At 65.7% G+C, this 16,230-nt stretch carries 14 protein-coding genes; 6 read left to right on the forward strand and 8 right to left on the reverse strand.

The features are described 5' to 3' along the window. Positions 1-4: 4 nt before the first annotated feature. A complete protein-coding gene (guaA, locus tag RIB52_RS09700) occupies positions 5-1,588 on the reverse strand; it encodes a glutamine-hydrolyzing GMP synthase (protein ID WP_350175220.1) in 1,584 nt (527 codons plus the stop codon). A gap of 237 nt (positions 1,589-1,825) precedes the next feature. Between guaA and RIB52_RS09705 the strand changes: the two genes are divergently transcribed. Beyond that, positions 1,826-2,149, forward strand: coding sequence for a UrcA family protein (locus RIB52_RS09705; RefSeq protein ID WP_350175221.1), 324 nt, complete (start codon positions 1,826-1,828; stop codon positions 2,147-2,149). Between the two features lie 911 nt (positions 2,150-3,060). On the opposite strand, the gene RIB52_RS09710 is transcribed toward RIB52_RS09705, so the two are convergent. After that, complete coding sequence (locus RIB52_RS09710) at positions 3,061-4,602, reverse strand: class I adenylate-forming enzyme family protein (protein ID WP_350175222.1); 1,542 nt, start codon at positions 4,600-4,602, stop codon at positions 3,061-3,063. 119 nt (positions 4,603-4,721) lie between these two features. Here RIB52_RS09710 and RIB52_RS09715 point away from each other — a divergent pair, with 119 nt between their 5' ends. From RIB52_RS09715 to RIB52_RS09735, 5 genes are all read left to right on the forward strand, one after another. Then, the gene (locus RIB52_RS09715; protein WP_350175223.1) at positions 4,722-5,525 is read left to right on the forward strand and encodes a PIG-L family deacetylase; all 804 of its coding nucleotides are present in this window, start codon (positions 4,722-4,724) and stop codon (positions 5,523-5,525) included. Between the two features lie 83 nt (positions 5,526-5,608). Further along, a complete protein-coding gene (gene gyrB / locus RIB52_RS09720; protein WP_350175224.1) occupies positions 5,609-8,161 on the forward strand; it encodes a DNA topoisomerase (ATP-hydrolyzing) subunit B in 2,553 nt (850 codons plus the stop codon). Between the two features lie 124 nt (positions 8,162-8,285). Then, positions 8,286-9,476, forward strand: a complete 1,191-nt coding sequence (locus RIB52_RS09725; protein ID WP_350175225.1) for an AI-2E family transporter — start codon at positions 8,286-8,288, stop codon at positions 9,474-9,476. A 3-nt stretch (positions 9,477-9,479) separates the two neighbouring features. Next, the gene (locus tag RIB52_RS09730; protein ID WP_350175226.1) at positions 9,480-10,262 is read left to right on the forward strand and encodes a M50 family metallopeptidase; all 783 of its coding nucleotides are present in this window, start codon (positions 9,480-9,482) and stop codon (positions 10,260-10,262) included. Positions 10,263-10,346: 84 nt separating this feature from the next. After that, positions 10,347-10,868 (forward strand): nuclear transport factor 2 family protein, encoded by a 522-nt coding sequence (locus RIB52_RS09735; RefSeq protein WP_350175227.1) that lies wholly within the window; start codon positions 10,347-10,349, stop codon positions 10,866-10,868. Between the two features lie 4 nt (positions 10,869-10,872). Here RIB52_RS09735 and RIB52_RS09740 read toward each other — a convergent pair whose 3' ends face one another. The 6 genes from RIB52_RS09740 to RIB52_RS09765 all read right to left on the reverse strand — a co-directional run bounded on the left by RIB52_RS09740 (position 10,873) and on the right by RIB52_RS09765 (position 16,211). Beyond that, positions 10,873-11,511 carry a hypothetical protein gene (locus RIB52_RS09740; protein WP_350175228.1) on the reverse strand — a complete coding sequence of 213 codons (639 nt, stop codon included), beginning with the start codon at positions 11,509-11,511 and terminating at the stop codon, positions 10,873-10,875. Positions 11,512-11,621: 110 nt separating this feature from the next. Further along, on the reverse strand, positions 11,622-12,440 hold the full coding sequence (locus RIB52_RS09745; protein WP_350175229.1) for a DUF1295 domain-containing protein: 819 nt from the start codon (positions 12,438-12,440) through the stop codon (positions 11,622-11,624). Next, positions 12,433-13,080, reverse strand: a complete 648-nt coding sequence (locus RIB52_RS09750) for a 1-acyl-sn-glycerol-3-phosphate acyltransferase (protein ID WP_350175230.1) — start codon at positions 13,078-13,080, stop codon at positions 12,433-12,435. The genes RIB52_RS09745 and RIB52_RS09750 overlap by 8 nt, the downstream gene beginning before the upstream one ends. 76 nt (positions 13,081-13,156) lie before the next feature. After that, a complete protein-coding gene (locus RIB52_RS09755; RefSeq protein ID WP_350175231.1) occupies positions 13,157-14,764 on the reverse strand; it encodes a carboxyl transferase domain-containing protein in 1,608 nt (535 codons plus the stop codon). Further along, the gene (locus RIB52_RS09760) at positions 14,761-15,048 is read right to left on the reverse strand and encodes a hypothetical protein (RefSeq protein ID WP_350175232.1); all 288 of its coding nucleotides are present in this window, start codon (positions 15,046-15,048) and stop codon (positions 14,761-14,763) included. The genes RIB52_RS09755 and RIB52_RS09760 overlap by 4 nt, the downstream gene beginning before the upstream one ends. Then, the gene (locus tag RIB52_RS09765; protein ID WP_350175233.1) at positions 15,045-16,211 is read right to left on the reverse strand and encodes an isovaleryl-CoA dehydrogenase; all 1,167 of its coding nucleotides are present in this window, start codon (positions 16,209-16,211) and stop codon (positions 15,045-15,047) included. The genes RIB52_RS09760 and RIB52_RS09765 overlap by 4 nt, the downstream gene beginning before the upstream one ends. Positions 16,212-16,230: the final 19 nt, after the last annotated feature.

Here is a 16,230-nt window from a genome sequence, read left to right on the forward strand (position 1 = left end):
TTTGTTATTCCCACTCGATCGTGCCGGGCGGTTTCGAGGTGATGTCGTAGACCACGCGGTTGATGCCCTTCACCTCGTTGACGATACGCGTTGCGACCTGCGTGAGGAAGCCCGCATCGAAGGGGTAGACGTCGGCCGTCATCCCGTCGGTGCTCGTCACCGCGCGCAGCCCGCACACGCTGTCATAGGTGCGTCCGTCGCCCATCACTCCGACGGTCTTGACCGGCAGCAGAACGGCAAAGGCCTGCCAGATCGCATCGTAGAGCCCGGCATTGCGGATTTCCTCGAGATAGATCGCGTCCGCCTTGCGCAATATGTCGCAGCGCTCCTTGGTCACCTCGCCCGGGATGCGGATGGCAAGGCCGGGGCCGGGGAAGGGATGGCGCCCGACAAAGGCTTCGGGCAGGCCCAGTTCGCGGCCCAGATCGCGAACCTCGTCCTTGAAGAGCTCGCGCAAGGGCTCGACCAGTTTCATGTCCATGCGCTCGGGCAGGCCGCCGACATTGTGGTGGCTCTTGATCGTGACGCTTGGGCCCCCGGTGAAGCTGACGCTCTCGATCACGTCCGGGTAAAGCGTGCCCTGGGCGAGGAAATCCGCCCCGCCGATCTTTTTCGCCTCGGCTTCGAACAGGTCGATGAAGGCCTTGCCGATGAACTTGCGCTTGGACTCGGGATCGGTGATGCCCGAAAGTCCCGCAAGGAAGGTGTCCTCCGCATCCACCGCGACCAGCGGGATGTTATAGGAATCGCGGAACAGGCTGACGACCTGTTCGGCCTCGTTCATCCGCATGAGGCCGTGGTCGACGAAGACGCAAGTCAATTGGTCGCCGATCGCCTCGTGGATGAGCACCGCCGCGACCGCGGAATCGACCCCGCCCGAAAGGCCGCAGATGACCTTGCCGTCGCCCACCTGCGCGCGGATTTCCTCGATCTTGGTCTTGCGGAATTCGGCCATGGTCCATTCGCCCGCGAGGCCGCAGACATGGCGCACGAAATTGGCGAGCAGCTTTCCCCCGTCGGGCGTGTGGACGACCTCGGGGTGGAACTGCGTCCCGTAGAACTTGCGTTCCTCGTCGGCGATCACGGCGAAGGGCGCGCCGTCGCTGGTGGCGACGATCTCGAAGCCCGGAGCGAACTCGGTGACCGTGTCGCCATGGCTCATCCAGACCTGGTGGCGCTCGCCCTCGGCCCACAACCCGTCGAACAGCGCGCAATCCTTCGTGACGGTGAGGAAGGCGCGGCCGAATTCGCCGCCTTCGCCGGTCTCGTGCCCGGGCCGCACCTCGCCGCCCAGTTGCTTCGTCATGACCTGCTGGCCGTAGCAGATGCCGAGGATCGGCACGCCCGCTGCGAAAAAGGCCTGCGGCGCGCGCGGGGATCCTTCGTCCGGCACGCTGGCGGGGGAGCCCGAGAGAATTATGCCCTTCGGCTTCAGCCGTGCGAAGGCCGCTTCGGCCTGCGTGAACGGCGCGATCTCGGAATAGACTCCCGCCTCACGCACGCGGCGGGCGATGAGCTGGGTCACCTGGCTGCCGAAATCGACGATAAGGATCGAATCCGGATGAGATGGACTGGCATAATCGGGCATGGCGGCAGTTAGTCCCGCCGCGCGCGGCCTGTCCAGCGCCCGCGCGCCTTGCATGCGTTCATTCGGGGCGGTTCGCGGAAAGGTTCCCGGAAAAAAGCGAGCAGAAGTTGCAAGTTTTGGAACCAATTTCGCAGTTTTCGCATTTGCGAAATGCCGTTGTGCAGTGCACCACAGTTTTAAACAGCAACCGAATGTCGGTCAGCGGCATCACAACCTCTCCAAGAAGGAATTCGAACCATGCGTCTTGCTCTTCCCCTGATTGCCCTCGCCGCCCTTGCCGCCCCGGCCGTCGCTGCGCCGCAGGGCACCAACGACGTCGTCACCGTGCGTATCGCCTATGACGATCTCGACCTCGCCAAGGCCAAAGACCGCGCCGTGCTCGAACAGCGCGTCGATGCGCAGCTGCGCCGCGCCTGCACGCTGCCTTCGCGCCCGGCCTATGTCGTCGGCCCGCTGGTCGACGAAAAGTGCGTCGACGAAGCGCGTACCGTCGCGCTCGCCGAAGTCGAGCGGGTTGCCGCCGCCGAAGCGCGCCGTGGCCGGGAAGTCGCCGCCAACTGAGCGACGCCTCGCCGCATAAGGTACAGGCAAACGGCCGCCGGACCAGGGTTCGGCGGCCGTTTTGCATGTGCGAACAATGGCGGCCACAGGAAGCCGATCTTCGAAATATTGCAATAACCGCAATATAATTGCTCATTTTCGCATTTGTGTTTCGTGCAATCGAACGCCAATTGGGCAGCGCAGGCCGGGCGAGGCTCCTCTCTCCTCTTCGCCCGCTGCACGCTTCCCGGTGGACCAAAAATGGCCGCCCGGAGGCAGTCTGCTGGCCCCGGCAGGCAGCCCGACACGCGCTGCGCAGGCCCCCGGTCCTTCCGGCTCCGGCCCGTTCGATGCGCGTTGTCGCTGCGGTGTACCCCGCGCCGCCGCTGCCTTTTCGGGCGAGGAAAGACAGGTCGATGGCACGCCGAGCGCCCTCCCCGAGCGCAACCAGGCGGCAGCCGGCCCGGCCTCGCCTTTCGTCGGATGCCATCAGCGAGCGAGACGCGGCCGCCATGTTCCCCCTCCCCCCCGAAAGGCGGCCGCGTCTCCCACCGGTCGCCCAGCGGGCGCTTCGCGTCCGGGGATCGGTTTTCCCGATCAGGGTGAGTGATTATTTTAATGCCTTATAGGGTAATTATATTGCTCATCGTGCTTATATTCTCTCAGTCGCCGGAGCGGCGGGCAGGCCTTGGCCGTCCCACCGATCCGGCCTTCCTCGAAGGAGCATTGCCATGACTGCCATCAGCGAAAAGATGATTGCCTTCGTTCTCGCGCTCGCGATCACGGGAACGACGCTCGACGCGATCCTGATCTGACCGCGAGGGATCGACCCAGGGCAAGGAACCGCCCGGCCGCAGCGCGGCCTGGGCGCAACCTGCGGGAAAGCGCGCGTCGCCCTCTTGGCGGCGCGCGCTTTCGCGTTTTCCGGTCCGTTACTCGATACCGCCCAGCCGCTCCGCCGTCTCGCGCAGTTCGCTTTTCAGCAGCTTGCCGATATGGCTGCGCGGCATTTCGTCGATTCGATGGAGCGCGGCGAGGCGCTGCGTCTTGCCCAGCCGATCGTTGACCGCCGCCCGGATCACCTCCGTTTCGCGCGCCCCCTCGGCCAGGCGGACGAAGCCGACCGGGCTTTCCCCCCAGCGCCGCGAGGCCGCGCCGACCACGGAGGCCTCGAGCACGTCCGGCTCCTTCATCAGCTCCGCCTCGAGATCGTTCGGATAGATGTTGAACCCGCCCGATATGATCATGTCCTTGGCCCGCCCGACCAGTTCGACGAAGCCGTCCTCGTCGAGGCGCCCGATATCGCCCATGCGCATCCACACCTCGCCCGTCTCGGGATCCCTCCATTGCGCCTCGTTCGTCTGGTCGGGTCGGTTCCTGTAGCCGAGCATCATGGTCTGCGACCGCCCGACAAGATGGCCCGGCGTGCCGGGCGGCACCTCGCGGTCCTCGTCATCGAGCACTTTCAATTCGCTGCCCGGCGCGGGGCGGCCGACCGTGTGCAGCTTGTCGGGGAATTCATGCGCCGCAAGCAGGCACACCACCCCGCCCTCGGTCATCGAATAGATCTCGATCAGCCCGCCCGGCATGCGCGCGAGCACTTCGCGCTTCAATTCGGGCGCGAACGGCGCGGACGTGCAGTATTTCAGCGCGAGGGCGGAGAGGTCGTATTCGTCCAGCCGCTCGAAATCCATCAGCCGCTGGTATTGCACCGGCACGAGCATCGTCATCGTCGTGCGATCGGCCTGCGCATGTTCGAGCCAGCGCGCGGGATCGAACTTGCCCATGATCCGCACCGTTCCCCCGGCGAGCAGGACGGGGAGGAAGGCAACCATCGTCGTATTGGAATAGAGCGGCGTCGAAGCGAGCGAGCGGACGTCCAGCCCGGCGGCGAGCCAGGCGACCGCCGTCGCCGCGAATTGCCGCCAGCGCATCCGGTGCGAATGGACGATGCCCTTTGGAATGCCCGTCGTGCCGGAAGAATAGATGATGTTGAACGGATCGCCCGGAGCGGGTTCGAATGCCGGGGCGCGCGCGCCGGGCGAGGCCATCCACTGCTCGATGGCCTCCAGCGGCACGCGCTCCATCTCGGCCATGAAATCCGGTCCCAGTTCGGCCGCCTTTCCCGCATCGATGAAAAGATGCCGCGCGCCCGAATCCTTCGCCATGCCCTCGAGCTGCTCCGCGCTCGCGCTGGTGGTGAGCGGCGCGGCGACGCCGCCCGCGCGGATCGCGGCGAGGAAGACGAGCGCATATTCGACGCTGCTCGTGCCGAGGATCGCGACCGACTGCCCGCGTTCAAGCCCGGTTTCGACCAGCCGCGCGGCGAGCCGTTCGACCAGCCCGACCAGTTCGGCCCAGGCAATGTCGCGGGACTCGTCCACCAGAGCGATGCGATCGGGCTGCAGGCGCGACCACTCCATCAGGATGTCGGGAAAAGCGCCGAATTCCTCGGCAAGGCGGGCCTGCATCATGTCTCTCTCCATGAGACGCGAGCAATAGCCGCGCCGCACGCCGCCGCAAGACCCCGCGAACGGCGAACCCGGCTTTACCCGGCGGGACGGATGTGGGAACGCAGGTGGGGAAGGAGAGGATGATGCGTACGGCATTGATCGGGGCAGCCATGCTTGCCGCCACGGCGGTTTTCGCAGAAACGCTCGCGGCCGAGACGGACTGCCTGCGCGGCGACAAGCGCGCCTCGCTGGAAGGGGAGACGATCCTCGTCGTGCTCGCCCATCCCGATGACGAGCTGGTGATAGCCCCCGCGCTCGCCGCGGCGGCGCGGCGCGGCGCGTTGGTGCGTATCCTTTACGCCACCAGCGGTGATGCGGGGCCGGGCGTGAGCGATTTCGAGCCCGGCGAGGCGCTCGGCCAAGCGCGCCGGGCGGAGGCGCGCTGCGCGGGCGATGCGCTGGGAGCCGAGGTCCGTTTCCTCGAGGGTATCGGCGACGGGACGCTTACCGACAGGCCCCGCGCCGACGGCAGCCCGGCCAGGCGCTTTCTCGACCTCTTCCCCATCATCGCTCTCGAGACCATGCCCGACACCATCGTCACCTGGGGGCCGGACGGCGGCTACGGCCACGGCGACCACCGCATGGTGAGCGCACTCGTGACTGAGGCCCTGCAGTCGCTCGAGCCGGACGAGCGCCCGGACCTGCTCTATCCGATCCTCGTCAACGCGCCGCTCCCGGCGCAATTGGCGGAGCAGGGCTGGCTTGCCTCCGCGCCCGACCTCGCCTCGGTCCGCCTGGCCTATGACGCGGCCGATCTCGCAGCGGCAGACGCCGCCGCGCAGTGCCACGCGACCCAGTTCGACGAGGGGACGCGCGCGCTCATCGTGCCCGGTTTCCACGCCGCCGTGTGGAAAGGCGAGGTGAGCTTTCGCAAGGGGCTGTGAGCCGTCCTCCCGGCGGTGGAAAAGACTTTGCCGGAAAGCCGCGAAAGTTTGGGTTTCTCCCCCCGAGCGCCTATATGATGGCCATGAGCGAAAACACGCCTGAAACACCTGCCGCAACGCCTGAAAACACCCGTCTGAAAGGCGATTACGGAGCGGATTCGATCAAGGTCCTCAAGGGCCTCGACGCGGTGCGCAAGCGGCCCGGAATGTATATCGGCGACACCGACGACGGATCGGGCCTGCACCACATGGTGTTCGAGGTGTCCGACAACGCCATCGACGAGGCGCTGGCCGGGCATTGCGATCTCGTGCTGATCGAACTCAATCCCGACGGCAGCGTCTCGGTCGAGGACAATGGCCGCGGCATTCCCGTCGACATGCATCAGGGCGAAGGCGTGTCGGCGGCCGAGGTCATCATGACCCAGCTTCACGCGGGCGGAAAATTCGAAAACACTTCGGACGACAACGCCTACAAGGTGTCGGGCGGGCTGCACGGCGTCGGCGTGTCGGTGGTCAACGCGCTTTCCGAATGGCTTGAACTGGTGATCTGGCGCGACGGCAAGGAACACTGGATGCGTTTCGAGCACGGCGATGCGGTCCACTCGCTCGAAGAGCGCGGGCCTGCGCCCAAGGTCGACCAGAACCCCGACGACAACGGCTTCAAGAAAGGCACCCGCGTCACGTTCAAGGCATCGTCCGATACCTTCAAGAACGTCACCGAATTCGATTTCGACAAGCTCGAACACCGCTACCGCGAACTCGCATTCCTCAATTCGGGCGTGCGCATCCTGCTGCGCGACCGCCGGCACGAGGACGTGCTCGAACACGATCTGTTCTACGAAGGCGGGATCGCGGCTTTCGTGAAATATCTCGACCGCAACAAGCAGCCGCTCGTGCCCGAGCCGATCGCGGTTTCGGCCGACAAGGACGGGATCGGCATCGATGTCGCGCTGCAGTGGAACGACAGCTATTACGAGAACGTCCTTACCTTCACCAACAACATCCCGCAGCGCGACGGGGGCACGCACCTTGCCGCCTTCCGCGCCGCGCTGACCCGCACGCTCAACGGCTATGCCGACCGCGAAGGGCTGCTGAAAAAGGAAAAGGTCTCGCTGACAGGCGAGGACATGCGCGAAGGGCTGACCGCGATCGTCAGTGTGAAACTCCCCGATCCCAAGTTCGGCAGCCAGACCAAGGACAAGCTGGTATCCTCCGAAGTCCGCCAGCCGCTCGAAAGCCTGATGGGCGAGAAGATGACCGAATGGCTCGAGGAAAACCCCGCCGACGCCAAGGCGATCGTGCAGAAGATCATCGATGCCGCGGCCGCGCGCGAAGCGGCACGGCGCGCGCGCGAGATGAGCCGAAAGGGTGCGATGAGCGTCGCCAGCCTTCCCGGAAAGCTCGCCGACTGCCAGGAACGCGATGCGACCAAGGCCGAGCTATTCCTGGTCGAGGGCGATTCGGCCGGTGGCTCCGCGAAACAGGGCCGCGACCGCAAGACGCAAGCGATCCTGCCCTTGAAGGGCAAGATCCTGAATGTCGAACGCGCGCGGTTCGACCGGATCATTTCCTCGAAGGAGGTCGGCACGCTGATCCAGGCGATGGGAACCGGCATTCGCGACGAATTCGACCTCGAAAAGCTGCGCTACCACAAGATCGTCATCATGACCGACGCCGACGTGGACGGCGCGCATATCCGCACGCTGCTGCTGACATTCTTCCACCGCCAGATGCCCGAGATCGTCAGGGCCGGGCACCTGTTCATCGCCCAGCCGCCACTGTTCAAGGTCGCCAAGGGCCGCAGCGAGGTCTATCTCAAGGACCAGGGCGCGCTCGACCGCTATCTCGTCGATGGGGGGCTGAACGGCCGCGTCCTCGAAACGGTCGGCGGGGCGCGTTCGGGGGAGGATCTGCGCAGCCTTGTCGAACACGCGCTGCGGTTCAAGAATCTGATGGCTTTCGTCCCGCGCCGCTATGATCCCGCCCTGGTCGAACAGATGGCGCTGTCGGGCGCGCTCGACCCGGCGCTCAGCGATGCGGCGCGCGCGGAAAAGCTGCAGGCGACCGCGACGCGGCTGCAATCGAGCGATCCCGACACGCAGTGGTCGGCGCGTGTGATCGATGGCGGCACGGTCCAGTTTTCGCGCCTGTGGCGCGGCGTGACCGACGTGCACGAAATCGACGGGCGTTTCCTCACCAGCACCGAAGCGCACAAGCTACACGGGCTCGCCGCTGCGCAGGCGGAGACCTATTCCTCGCCGGTGCGGCTGGTGAAAGCGGGCGATGCGGGCGGCGACAGCGAGGATGAGGCCTCCGACGGTGCCGAAGGCGATGTCGAGGAACTGACCCGCGACGCCGACGACGCGATCAACCGGCCGACCCAGCTGCTCGAAGCGGTGCTCGCCGCCGGGCGCAAGGGGCTTTCGGTCCAGCGTTACAAGGGTCTTGGCGAAATGAACGCCGAACAGCTCTGGGAAACCACGCTCGACCCGGAAAACCGCGCGCTGTTGCAGGTCAAGGTCGAGGATGCCGACGTGACCGACGAAATCTTCACCCGCTTGATGGGCGACATCGTCGAGCCGCGCCGCGAATTCATCCAGGACAATGCCCTGAACGTGGCGAACCTCGATGTCTGATTGCATCAGCCACCGAGAACCGCAGGGGGCCCTGAACGTGGCGAACCTCGATGTCTGACGGGAGGCGCCATGGCTGCCCTCCGTCGCGCTTGATCTGCGCGCCATAAGGCGCGACATCTCCCCCATGCCGAGCGAGCCGCGCCCCACTCTGGATCTCGAACAGGCGAGCTTCCTGCTGATCCTTGCCGGGGTCACGATCATGCTCGCGGTGATCGCCTGGCCGTTTGCCACCCCGCTTTTGTGGGCGGTGCTCGCCGCGATCATGTTCCAGCCGCTCTATCGCTGGTCGCTCAAGGTGACGCGCGGCCGGCGCAACATGGCGGCCTCGCTTTCGCTGCTCATCATATTCTTCGCCGTGCTCGTGCCCGCGCTGTGGATCGGCTCGATGGTGGTCGAACAGGCCCTGGGCCTCGTCGCCATGCTGCAGGAACAGCCGATCGACCTCGCCGCGACTTTCGACTGGGTCTACTCCCTGCTGCCCGAAACGCTGCGCGACGCGGTGGACGAGCGCGGCTGGACCAATCTCGCCGCGGTGCAGGAGCGGTTGCAGGCCCTGCTCGGAGAAAGTGCGGGCTTCATCGCCCAGCAGGCCGTCTCGATCGGCGGCGGGGCGCTCAGCTTCGTGCTTTCCTTCACGCTCGCGCTTTACGTGATCTTCTTCCTGCTGCGCGACGGGAGCCGGATCGGCGAGACGATCCTCCATTCCGCCCCGGTCAAGCGCGACATCGCCGATCGGCTGGCGGAGCGTTTTCTCGGCATTGTGCGCGCCACGATCAAGGGGTCGGTCGTTGTCGGGATCGTTCAAGGGACGCTGGCCGGGATGACTTTCGTCGTCGCCGGCGTGCCCTCGGCGCTGCTGCTGGGCGTGCTGACGGCGATTCTCTCGCTCGTGCCGGTGATCGGCACGGTGGTCGTGTGGGGCCCGGTCGGGGTGTGGCTGCTGTTCGACGGCAGCGTGTGGCAGGGCCTGCTGGTGCTGTTTTCCGGCTTTGTCATCGTAAGCTCGGCCGACAACGTGCTGCGCCCGATCCTGGTCGGTCGCGATACCGGCATCCCCGACTGGATCGTCCTCATCACGACATTGGGCGGCATCAGCCTGACGGGCTTTTCGGGTATCGTGCTCGGACCGCTGGTCGCCGGGCTTTTCCTGGCGAGCTGGTCGATCCTGCAGGAGCAGCGCGCCCAGACCGCCGAGGCCAGGGCGCGCTATGGCCCGCGGGTCGGCCCCGACGGCAAGGCCCGGCGCACGAAAAGTGCGAAAAAGGCGGACGCGGGTGCGAGCGAGGCCGACGACGTCACGCAGACAGGGGTCTGACGGGTGCGCTCGCTCGTCCAGCCCGGTAGCCAGGCCGAAATCGTCGGCCGCCTGTTCCTCGCGGTGATCGTTGTCATAGCGCTGCCCGCACTGCCTTTCGGCACCTATCTCATCTATCCCTTCGTGATCCTGACGACGTGGTTCCACGAAATGGGCCACGGGCTTACCGCGGTCCTGTTCGGCCAGCATTTCGAGCGGCTGGTGATCTATGCGAATGGCTCGGGGGTGGCCGAAAGCTTCGTGGCGGGTGATGCCTCGCGCCTGACCCATGCCGCGATCGCCGCCGGAGGCCCGCTCGCCCCCAGCTTCGCGGGGGCGGTGCTGATCGTCGCGAGCGCCCATGCCCGCGCCTGGCGCCCCGCACTATGGCTGACCGCGGGCGCGATCGTCCTTTCCGTAGCGATCTATGTGCGTTCCAGCGTCGGCGTGATCGTCCTGCCGCTGGTCGCCGCACTGCTGGGCCTCATCGCATGGCGCGCCCCCGCCGGTTTCGTGCGCTTCTCGCTCCAGTTCCTCGGCGTCCTGGGCGCCATGAGCATGCTGCGGGATTTCGATTACCTTTTCACCGAGCGCACCGTCATCGCCGGCCGTTCCATGCTTTCCGATACCGGCCAGATCGAGGCCGCCCTCGGCCTGCCGCACTGGGTCTGGGCGGGCCTGATTCTGGGCCTGTCGGCGATGATGGTCGGGGCGAGCCTGCGCTATGCGCTCGACGAGAAGCGCCTGCGCGCGGTGCCGCGCAACCTGCCGCCGGGCGTGGTCCGTTTTCGCCGCCCGCCGCGCTGAGGACGGCCGTGTCGAGCGCCGGGTTTTGGGGATTGTCCAAAATGACAATGCATTCGCCAGCCCCGACACCCTAGTCTTGCGCCCATGTCCCGTCCCGATCTCGCACAGCTCGCCGACCGTTGCGCCATCCACGACGTGCTGGCGCGATACTGCCGCGGGGTCGACCGCTGCGACCCGGCCGAGCTCCGGCGCGTCTTCGCCCCCGACGCCCGGATCGATTACGGCGACGGCGCGACGGCGCGCGACGAGACGATCGCCGACCTGATGGAAGGCCTCGGCGCGATGCGGCTGACCCATCATAATATCGGCAACGTCATCTGCGAGATCGACGGCGACGAGGCGCGTGCGGAGACCTATTGCGTGGCCCATCACTTTCTCGATGGGCCGGAAGGGGGCGAGATCGAACTGGTCGTCGGCGGGCGCTATCTCGACCGGCTTGCTAGGGGCGCGGACGCGGCATGGCGCATAACCGAGCGGCTTTACGTGATGGACTGGAACCGCACCGCGCCCTCGACCATGCGCACCGAAGGCGGGCTGTTCGACCGATTGCAGCGCCGCGGCGGGCGCGCACCCGACGATCCGTCCCGCGACTGGTGGACGCGCTGAGCAATCAGGACGCGACGCGCAGCGTGTTGACCCCGCGCGCACCGCCGCCCGTCTCGCCCGTCAGGCCGATGAACATGGTATCGACGATCCGCGCGAGCTTGTCCTCGGTCAGCTTGTCGCCGACATAGATCAGCGCCTCCGGCATGGTGTAGGGCTGGACCATCTGGTTGATGAGCGAGAGCGCCTCGTCGATCGTGAGCCCGGCGAAATAGCCGTCGGCCTGGGCCTGCACGATCAGTTCGCACAGGTAATGGTCCGCAAGGTCGACATAGGAGCGGACCTTCTCGAAATTGGCCGCGCCCATTTCGCACACGATGGTGAAATATTCCGGATCGTCCCGGAAACGCTGACGGCTGATGACGAAGCGGCGTCGGAAGAATTCGTACATCTTGCGCGGGGGCGGCAGGTCTGCACCCAGCACGTCCTCCATCACCTCGATATGGCGGCGCAGCCAGATCTGGGCGATCGCGTCGAACAGGTCGTCGTAATCCTCGAACAATTGTTCGAAGCGCGCGCGCGTCAGCCCGCTTTCGGCGACGGCCGTCTGGTAGGGGATCTCGGTCCCGCGCTGCTTGACGAGGTCGAGAACCAAGCGCGCGATCCGGTGTCTTTCCGCCTCGCGGTCCTGCCGTGAGAGTGCCATGATCGCCTCGCGCCTTCGTGAGAATCTACGTAAGACATAGGGCCCGGAGGCTTCGGCTTAAAGGCGAAGCGGCAAAATTCGTGCCTGACGCGCAGGCTGCGGCGCGCAGGTCAGCCCTTCGCCCCCGCGCGCGTATCGGATTTCGGCGGAAGCGGCAGGAAGGCCGAGGTCCGGCGCTTGTAATCTGCGTATTTGTCGCCCTTGGAGCGATCCATGCCCTTTTCGAGCAGGGTCACGCCCGACCACTTGGTGAGCGTGAAGGACAGGAAAAGCGGCCCGATCACGGTCGCGGCAGCATAGCCCCAGCCCACGCTCGCGCAGACCAGCCAGATCCCCCACCACGCCGCGAAATCGCCGAAATAGTTGGGGTGGCGGGTATAGCGCCACAGACCGGTGTCGAGCACCGCACCCTCATTCGCCGGGTCCGCCTTGAACCGGGCAAGCTGCCAGTCGCCGACCCACTCGAAGAATATGCCGATCGCATAGATCGCCACTCCCAGCCATGTCAGCCAACCCGGCGCCGTCCCGGGCGTGGTCGCGAGAATGCCGACCTGCGCCGGGCTCGACACCAGGAACAGCAGCACCGCCTGCATGAGCCAGACCTTGACCAGCGCGGCGACGGCGAAATTGCCTTTCTCGCGATCCTTTTTCAGGATCATCTTGTAACGCTTGTCCTCGCCCTCGCGCCGCCAGCGCCGGAACAGGTATCCGCCGAGCCGGAAGCCCCAGGCCGCGGTCATCACCATCAGCAGCGTGGCGAGCGCGCCGGGTCGCTCCACCTGCAGCCAGCTCGTGATCGCCAGCACGCCCATGCCCGCGCCCCAGAAGGCATCGATGAAAGAGACATCGTCGATCCGCACCGAGATCGCCCATTGGACGAGCACCAGCGCGATCAGGATGGCGGCATTGATGGCAAGAGCTTCAAACATCGTTACGTCCCGCAATGATATCGCGCGCCTGTTGTTCCAACACCTTGAACCGTTCGTAATCGGGAAGCTTTGAGCGGAACCATAGCGCCAGCTTGAGCAGGTCCTCCCCGTAATTGCCGGTCGGGACGAGCGGATCGCCGAAACCGATGATCATGTTCTCGTTATCGGCATAGGCCGGCACGATCGGCACGTTGGCGGCGCGAGCGATGTGGTAGAAGCCCGATCGCCATTTTCCGTCGGACTTGCGCGTGCCTTCGCAGGCGATCACCAGCGCGAGGTCGTCGCGCCGCGCGAATTCGGCGGCGACCTGTTCGGTGGCGTTCGCCTTTTTCGTGCGGTCGACCGGGATACCTCCCATGTCGAGCATGAAATTGCGCATCATGCCCTGAAACAGGGTGTGCTTGCCCATGAAGTTCGGGAGGATGTTTTCCCTGTGGGTTGCGCCCGCGAAGAAGACGAAATCCCAGTTCGACGTGTGCGGCGCGCCCGCGATCACGTATTTCCTCAGATGCTTCGGGAGCGATCCCTCGATCGTCCAGCCCTTCCACACATAGACCCACAGGATAACGCGTCGCACGATGCGCGAGAGCAGCGTGGGCTTGCGCGGCGCATGGCCCGCCTCGACCGGTTGATGCAGCAAAGATCCCTCCCAGACACGCTCTTTTGGCCCAAGCCGGGTAAGTTACGCAAGGGAAAGCATGGGGGTTGCGCAAAGCTTACATCCGGAACACGCCGAATTGCGGGTGTTCGGGGATCGGCGCTTCGAGGCAGGCGGCAAAGGCAAGCCCCAGCACGTCGCGGGTCTGGACGGGATCGATCACCCCGTCGTCCCATAAACGCGCGGTGGCGTAATAAGGATTGCCCTCGTCCTCGTATTTCTGACGGATCGGGGCCTTGAAGCCTTCCGCCTCCTCCTCGGACCAGCTGTCGGCATCGCGATGGACCGTGGCGAGCACGCTCGCGGCCTGTTCGCCGCCCATCACCGAGATGCGCGCATTGGGCCAGGTGAACAGGAAGCGCGGGGAATAGGCCCGCCCGCACATGCCGTAATTGCCCGCGCCGAAGCTGCCGCCGATGACGACCGTGACCTTCGGCACGGATGCCGTGGCGACCGCGGTGACGAGCTTCGCCCCGTGCTTGGCGATGCCTTCCGCCTCATACCGCCCGCCGACCATGAAGCCGGAGATGTTCTGCAGGAACAGCAGCGGGATGCGCCGCTGGCAGGCGAGCTCGATGAAATGCGCGCCCTTCTGCGCGCTTTCGGAAAACAGCACGCCGTTATTGGCGAGGATCGCGACCGGCATGCCCCAGATATGGGCGAAGCCGCACACGAGCGTGGAGCCGTATTGCGCCTTGAATTCGTGGAATTCGCTCCCGTCGACCAGCCGCGCGATCACCTCGTGAACGTCGTAGGGCGCTCGCACGTCCTCGGGGATGATCGCGTAGAGATCCTCGGCATAGAATTTGGGCGGGCGCGGGTCACGGACTTCAACGTCCTTCGCCGCGCCGGTGTTCGCGCCCAATTGGCTCACGATGTCGCGCACGATGGTGAGCGCGTGCTCGTCATTCTCGGCGAGGTGATCGACCACGCCCGATTTCTTTGCATGAAGGTCGCCGCCGCCCAGATCCTCGGTGCTGATCTCCTCCCCCGTCGCGGCCTTCACCAGCGGCGGTCCGGCGAGGAAGATCGTGCCCTGGTTGCGGACGATCACGGTCTCGTCGCTCATCGCCGGGACATAGGCGCCCCCGGCAGTGCAGGAACCCATCACGCAGGCGATCTGCGGGATGCCGAGTGCGCTCATGTTCGCCTGGTTGAAGAAGATGCGCCCGAAATGGTCGCGGTCGGGAAAGACCTCGGCCTGGTGCGGCAGGTTCGCGCCCCCGCTGTCGACGAGGTAGATGCACGGCAGGCGGTTCTCCTGCGCGATCTCCTGCGCGCGCAGGTGCTTCTTGACCGTCATCGGGTAATAGGTCCCGCCCTTTACGGTCGCATCGTTGCACACGATCATGCATTGCCGACCCGAAACGCGCCCGATCCCGCAGATGATGGAGGCGGCGTTGACGTCCCCCTCATACATCCCGTTGGCGGCGAGCTGTCCAATCTCAAGGAAGGGCGAGCCGGGATCGAGCAGGCGTTCGACCCGCTCGCGCGGCAGCAGCTTGCCCCGTCCGACATGGCGTTCGCGGCTGCGTTCCGACCCGCCGAGCGCGGCCTCGGCGACTTTCGCCCGCAGGTCGTCGGCGAGGCCCTTGTTATGCGCAAAGCGCGCCTTGGCATCCGGCGCTTCGCGGTCGAGTTTCGAGGTCAGGACGGGTGCACTCATGCGGTGGGTTCTTCCGTTTCGGGCGTATCCTCATCGCGCCCGGCGATGAGATAGCGGTAAACGCCGAGCACGTTGATCGCGAACAGGCCGATATTCTGGTACCCCACCGCCTGCCCCTCGTCGTTGAGGAACCCCCACGCAACGAGCGCGATCGAGCTGGTGAGGAAGACGACGAAGCCCCACCCTGACACCTTCGCCCCGAGGTTGAGCGAGACCATAAGCGCCGCGAGCAGGCCCGCACCCGCGCCGTACCATTGCAGGAAAGCGAGGCCGGTCTCGCTCACCCTGCCGCCCCGATCAATTCGCGCCCGATCAGCATCCGGCGGATCTCGTTCGTGCCCGCACCGATGTCGAGGAGCTTGGCATCGCGCATGTAGCGTTCGACCGGCCAGTCGGTGGTGTAGCCCGCGCCGCCCAGCGCCTGCACGCTTTCGGCCGCAACGCGAAAAGCGTTCTCGCTCGCGAGCAGGATCGCGCCCGCCGCATCGAAGCGCGTGGTGCGGTCGGCATCACAGGCCTTCGCCACGGCATAGGTGTAGGCGCGCGCGGATTGCAGCGCGACATACATGTCGGCGACCTTGGCCTGCATGATCTGGAAAGACCCGATGGGCTTTCCGAACTGCTTCCTCTCGCGCAGATAGGGAATTACGCAATCGAGGCAGGCCTGCATGATGCCGAGCTGCAGCCCGGCAAGCACGACGCGCTCATAGTCGAGCCCGCTCATCAGCACGCCGACCCCGCCATTGACCGGCCCCATCACGCGGTCCTCGGGAATGTGGCAATCGTCGAACACCAGCTCTGCGGTGGGCGAACCCTTCATCCCGACCTTCTCGATTTTCTGGCCGATGGAGAAACCCTCGTCGCCCTTCTCGATGACGAAGGCGGTGATGCCGCGCGATCCCGCCTCGCTGTCGGTCTTGGCATAGACGACCAGCGTGTCGGCTTCGGGCGCGTTGGTGATCCAGAATTTCGTCCCGTTGAGGACATAGCCGCCCTGCACGGCATCGGCCTTCAGCTTCATCGAGACGACGTCGGAGCCCGCACCCGCCTCGCTCATGGCGAGGCTGCCGACATTCTCGCCCGAAATGAGGCCGGGCAGGTATTTCGCCTTCTGTTCGTCATTGCCCCAGCGGCGGATCTGGTTGAGGCAGAGGTTGGAATGCGCGCCGTAGGACAAGCCCACGCTGGCGCTCGCCCGGCTGACCTCTTCGACCGCGATGACGTGTTCGAGATAGCCGAGGCCCAGTCCGCCCCATTCCTCCTCGACCGTGATGCCGTGCAGGCCCAGCTCGCCCATCGGCTGCCACAGTTCGCGCGGGAAACGGTCCTCGCGGTCGGTCCTCTCGGCAAGCGGGGCGATCTGCTCGTCGGCAAATCGCGCGGTGGTGTCGCGGATCATCTCGGCAGTGTCGCCGAGCTGGAAATCGAAATCGGGGGTGGCTCTCATGAATGTCCTGCTGCTCTCG

Origin of the sequence: Erythrobacter sp. (assembly GCF_040217515.1) — a bacterium.
GTDB lineage: Bacteria > Pseudomonadota > Alphaproteobacteria > Sphingomonadales > Sphingomonadaceae > Erythrobacter.

Bases quoted from the DNA above. Each gene is read 5' to 3' on its own strand.
- RIB52_RS09745 (WP_350175229.1), bottom strand. From the start codon at position 12,440: ATGTTTGAAGCTCTTGCCATCAATGCCGCCATCCTGATCGCGCTGGTG.
- gyrB (WP_350175224.1), top strand. From the start codon at position 5,609: ATGAGCGAAAACACGCCTGAAACACCTGCCGCAACGCCTGAAAACACC.
- RIB52_RS09765 (WP_350175233.1), bottom strand. From the start codon at position 16,211: ATGAGAGCCACCCCCGATTTCGATTTCCAGCTCGGCGACACTGCCGAG.
- RIB52_RS09710 (WP_350175222.1), bottom strand. From the start codon at position 4,602: ATGATGCAGGCCCGCCTTGCCGAGGAATTCGGCGCTTTTCCCGACATC.
- RIB52_RS09705 (WP_350175221.1), top strand. From the start codon at position 1,826: ATGCGTCTTGCTCTTCCCCTGATTGCCCTCGCCGCCCTTGCCGCCCCG.
- RIB52_RS09715 (WP_350175223.1), top strand. From the start codon at position 4,722: ATGATGCGTACGGCATTGATCGGGGCAGCCATGCTTGCCGCCACGGCG.
- RIB52_RS09735 (WP_350175227.1), top strand. From the start codon at position 10,347: ATGTCCCGTCCCGATCTCGCACAGCTCGCCGACCGTTGCGCCATCCAC.
- guaA (WP_350175220.1), bottom strand. From the start codon at position 1,588: ATGCCCGATTATGCCAGTCCATCTCATCCGGATTCGATCCTTATCGTC.
- RIB52_RS09755 (WP_350175231.1), bottom strand. From the start codon at position 14,764: ATGAGTGCACCCGTCCTGACCTCGAAACTCGACCGCGAAGCGCCGGAT.
- RIB52_RS09740 (WP_350175228.1), bottom strand. From the start codon at position 11,511: ATGGCACTCTCACGGCAGGACCGCGAGGCGGAAAGACACCGGATCGCG.
- RIB52_RS09725 (WP_350175225.1), top strand. From the start codon at position 8,286: ATGCCGAGCGAGCCGCGCCCCACTCTGGATCTCGAACAGGCGAGCTTC.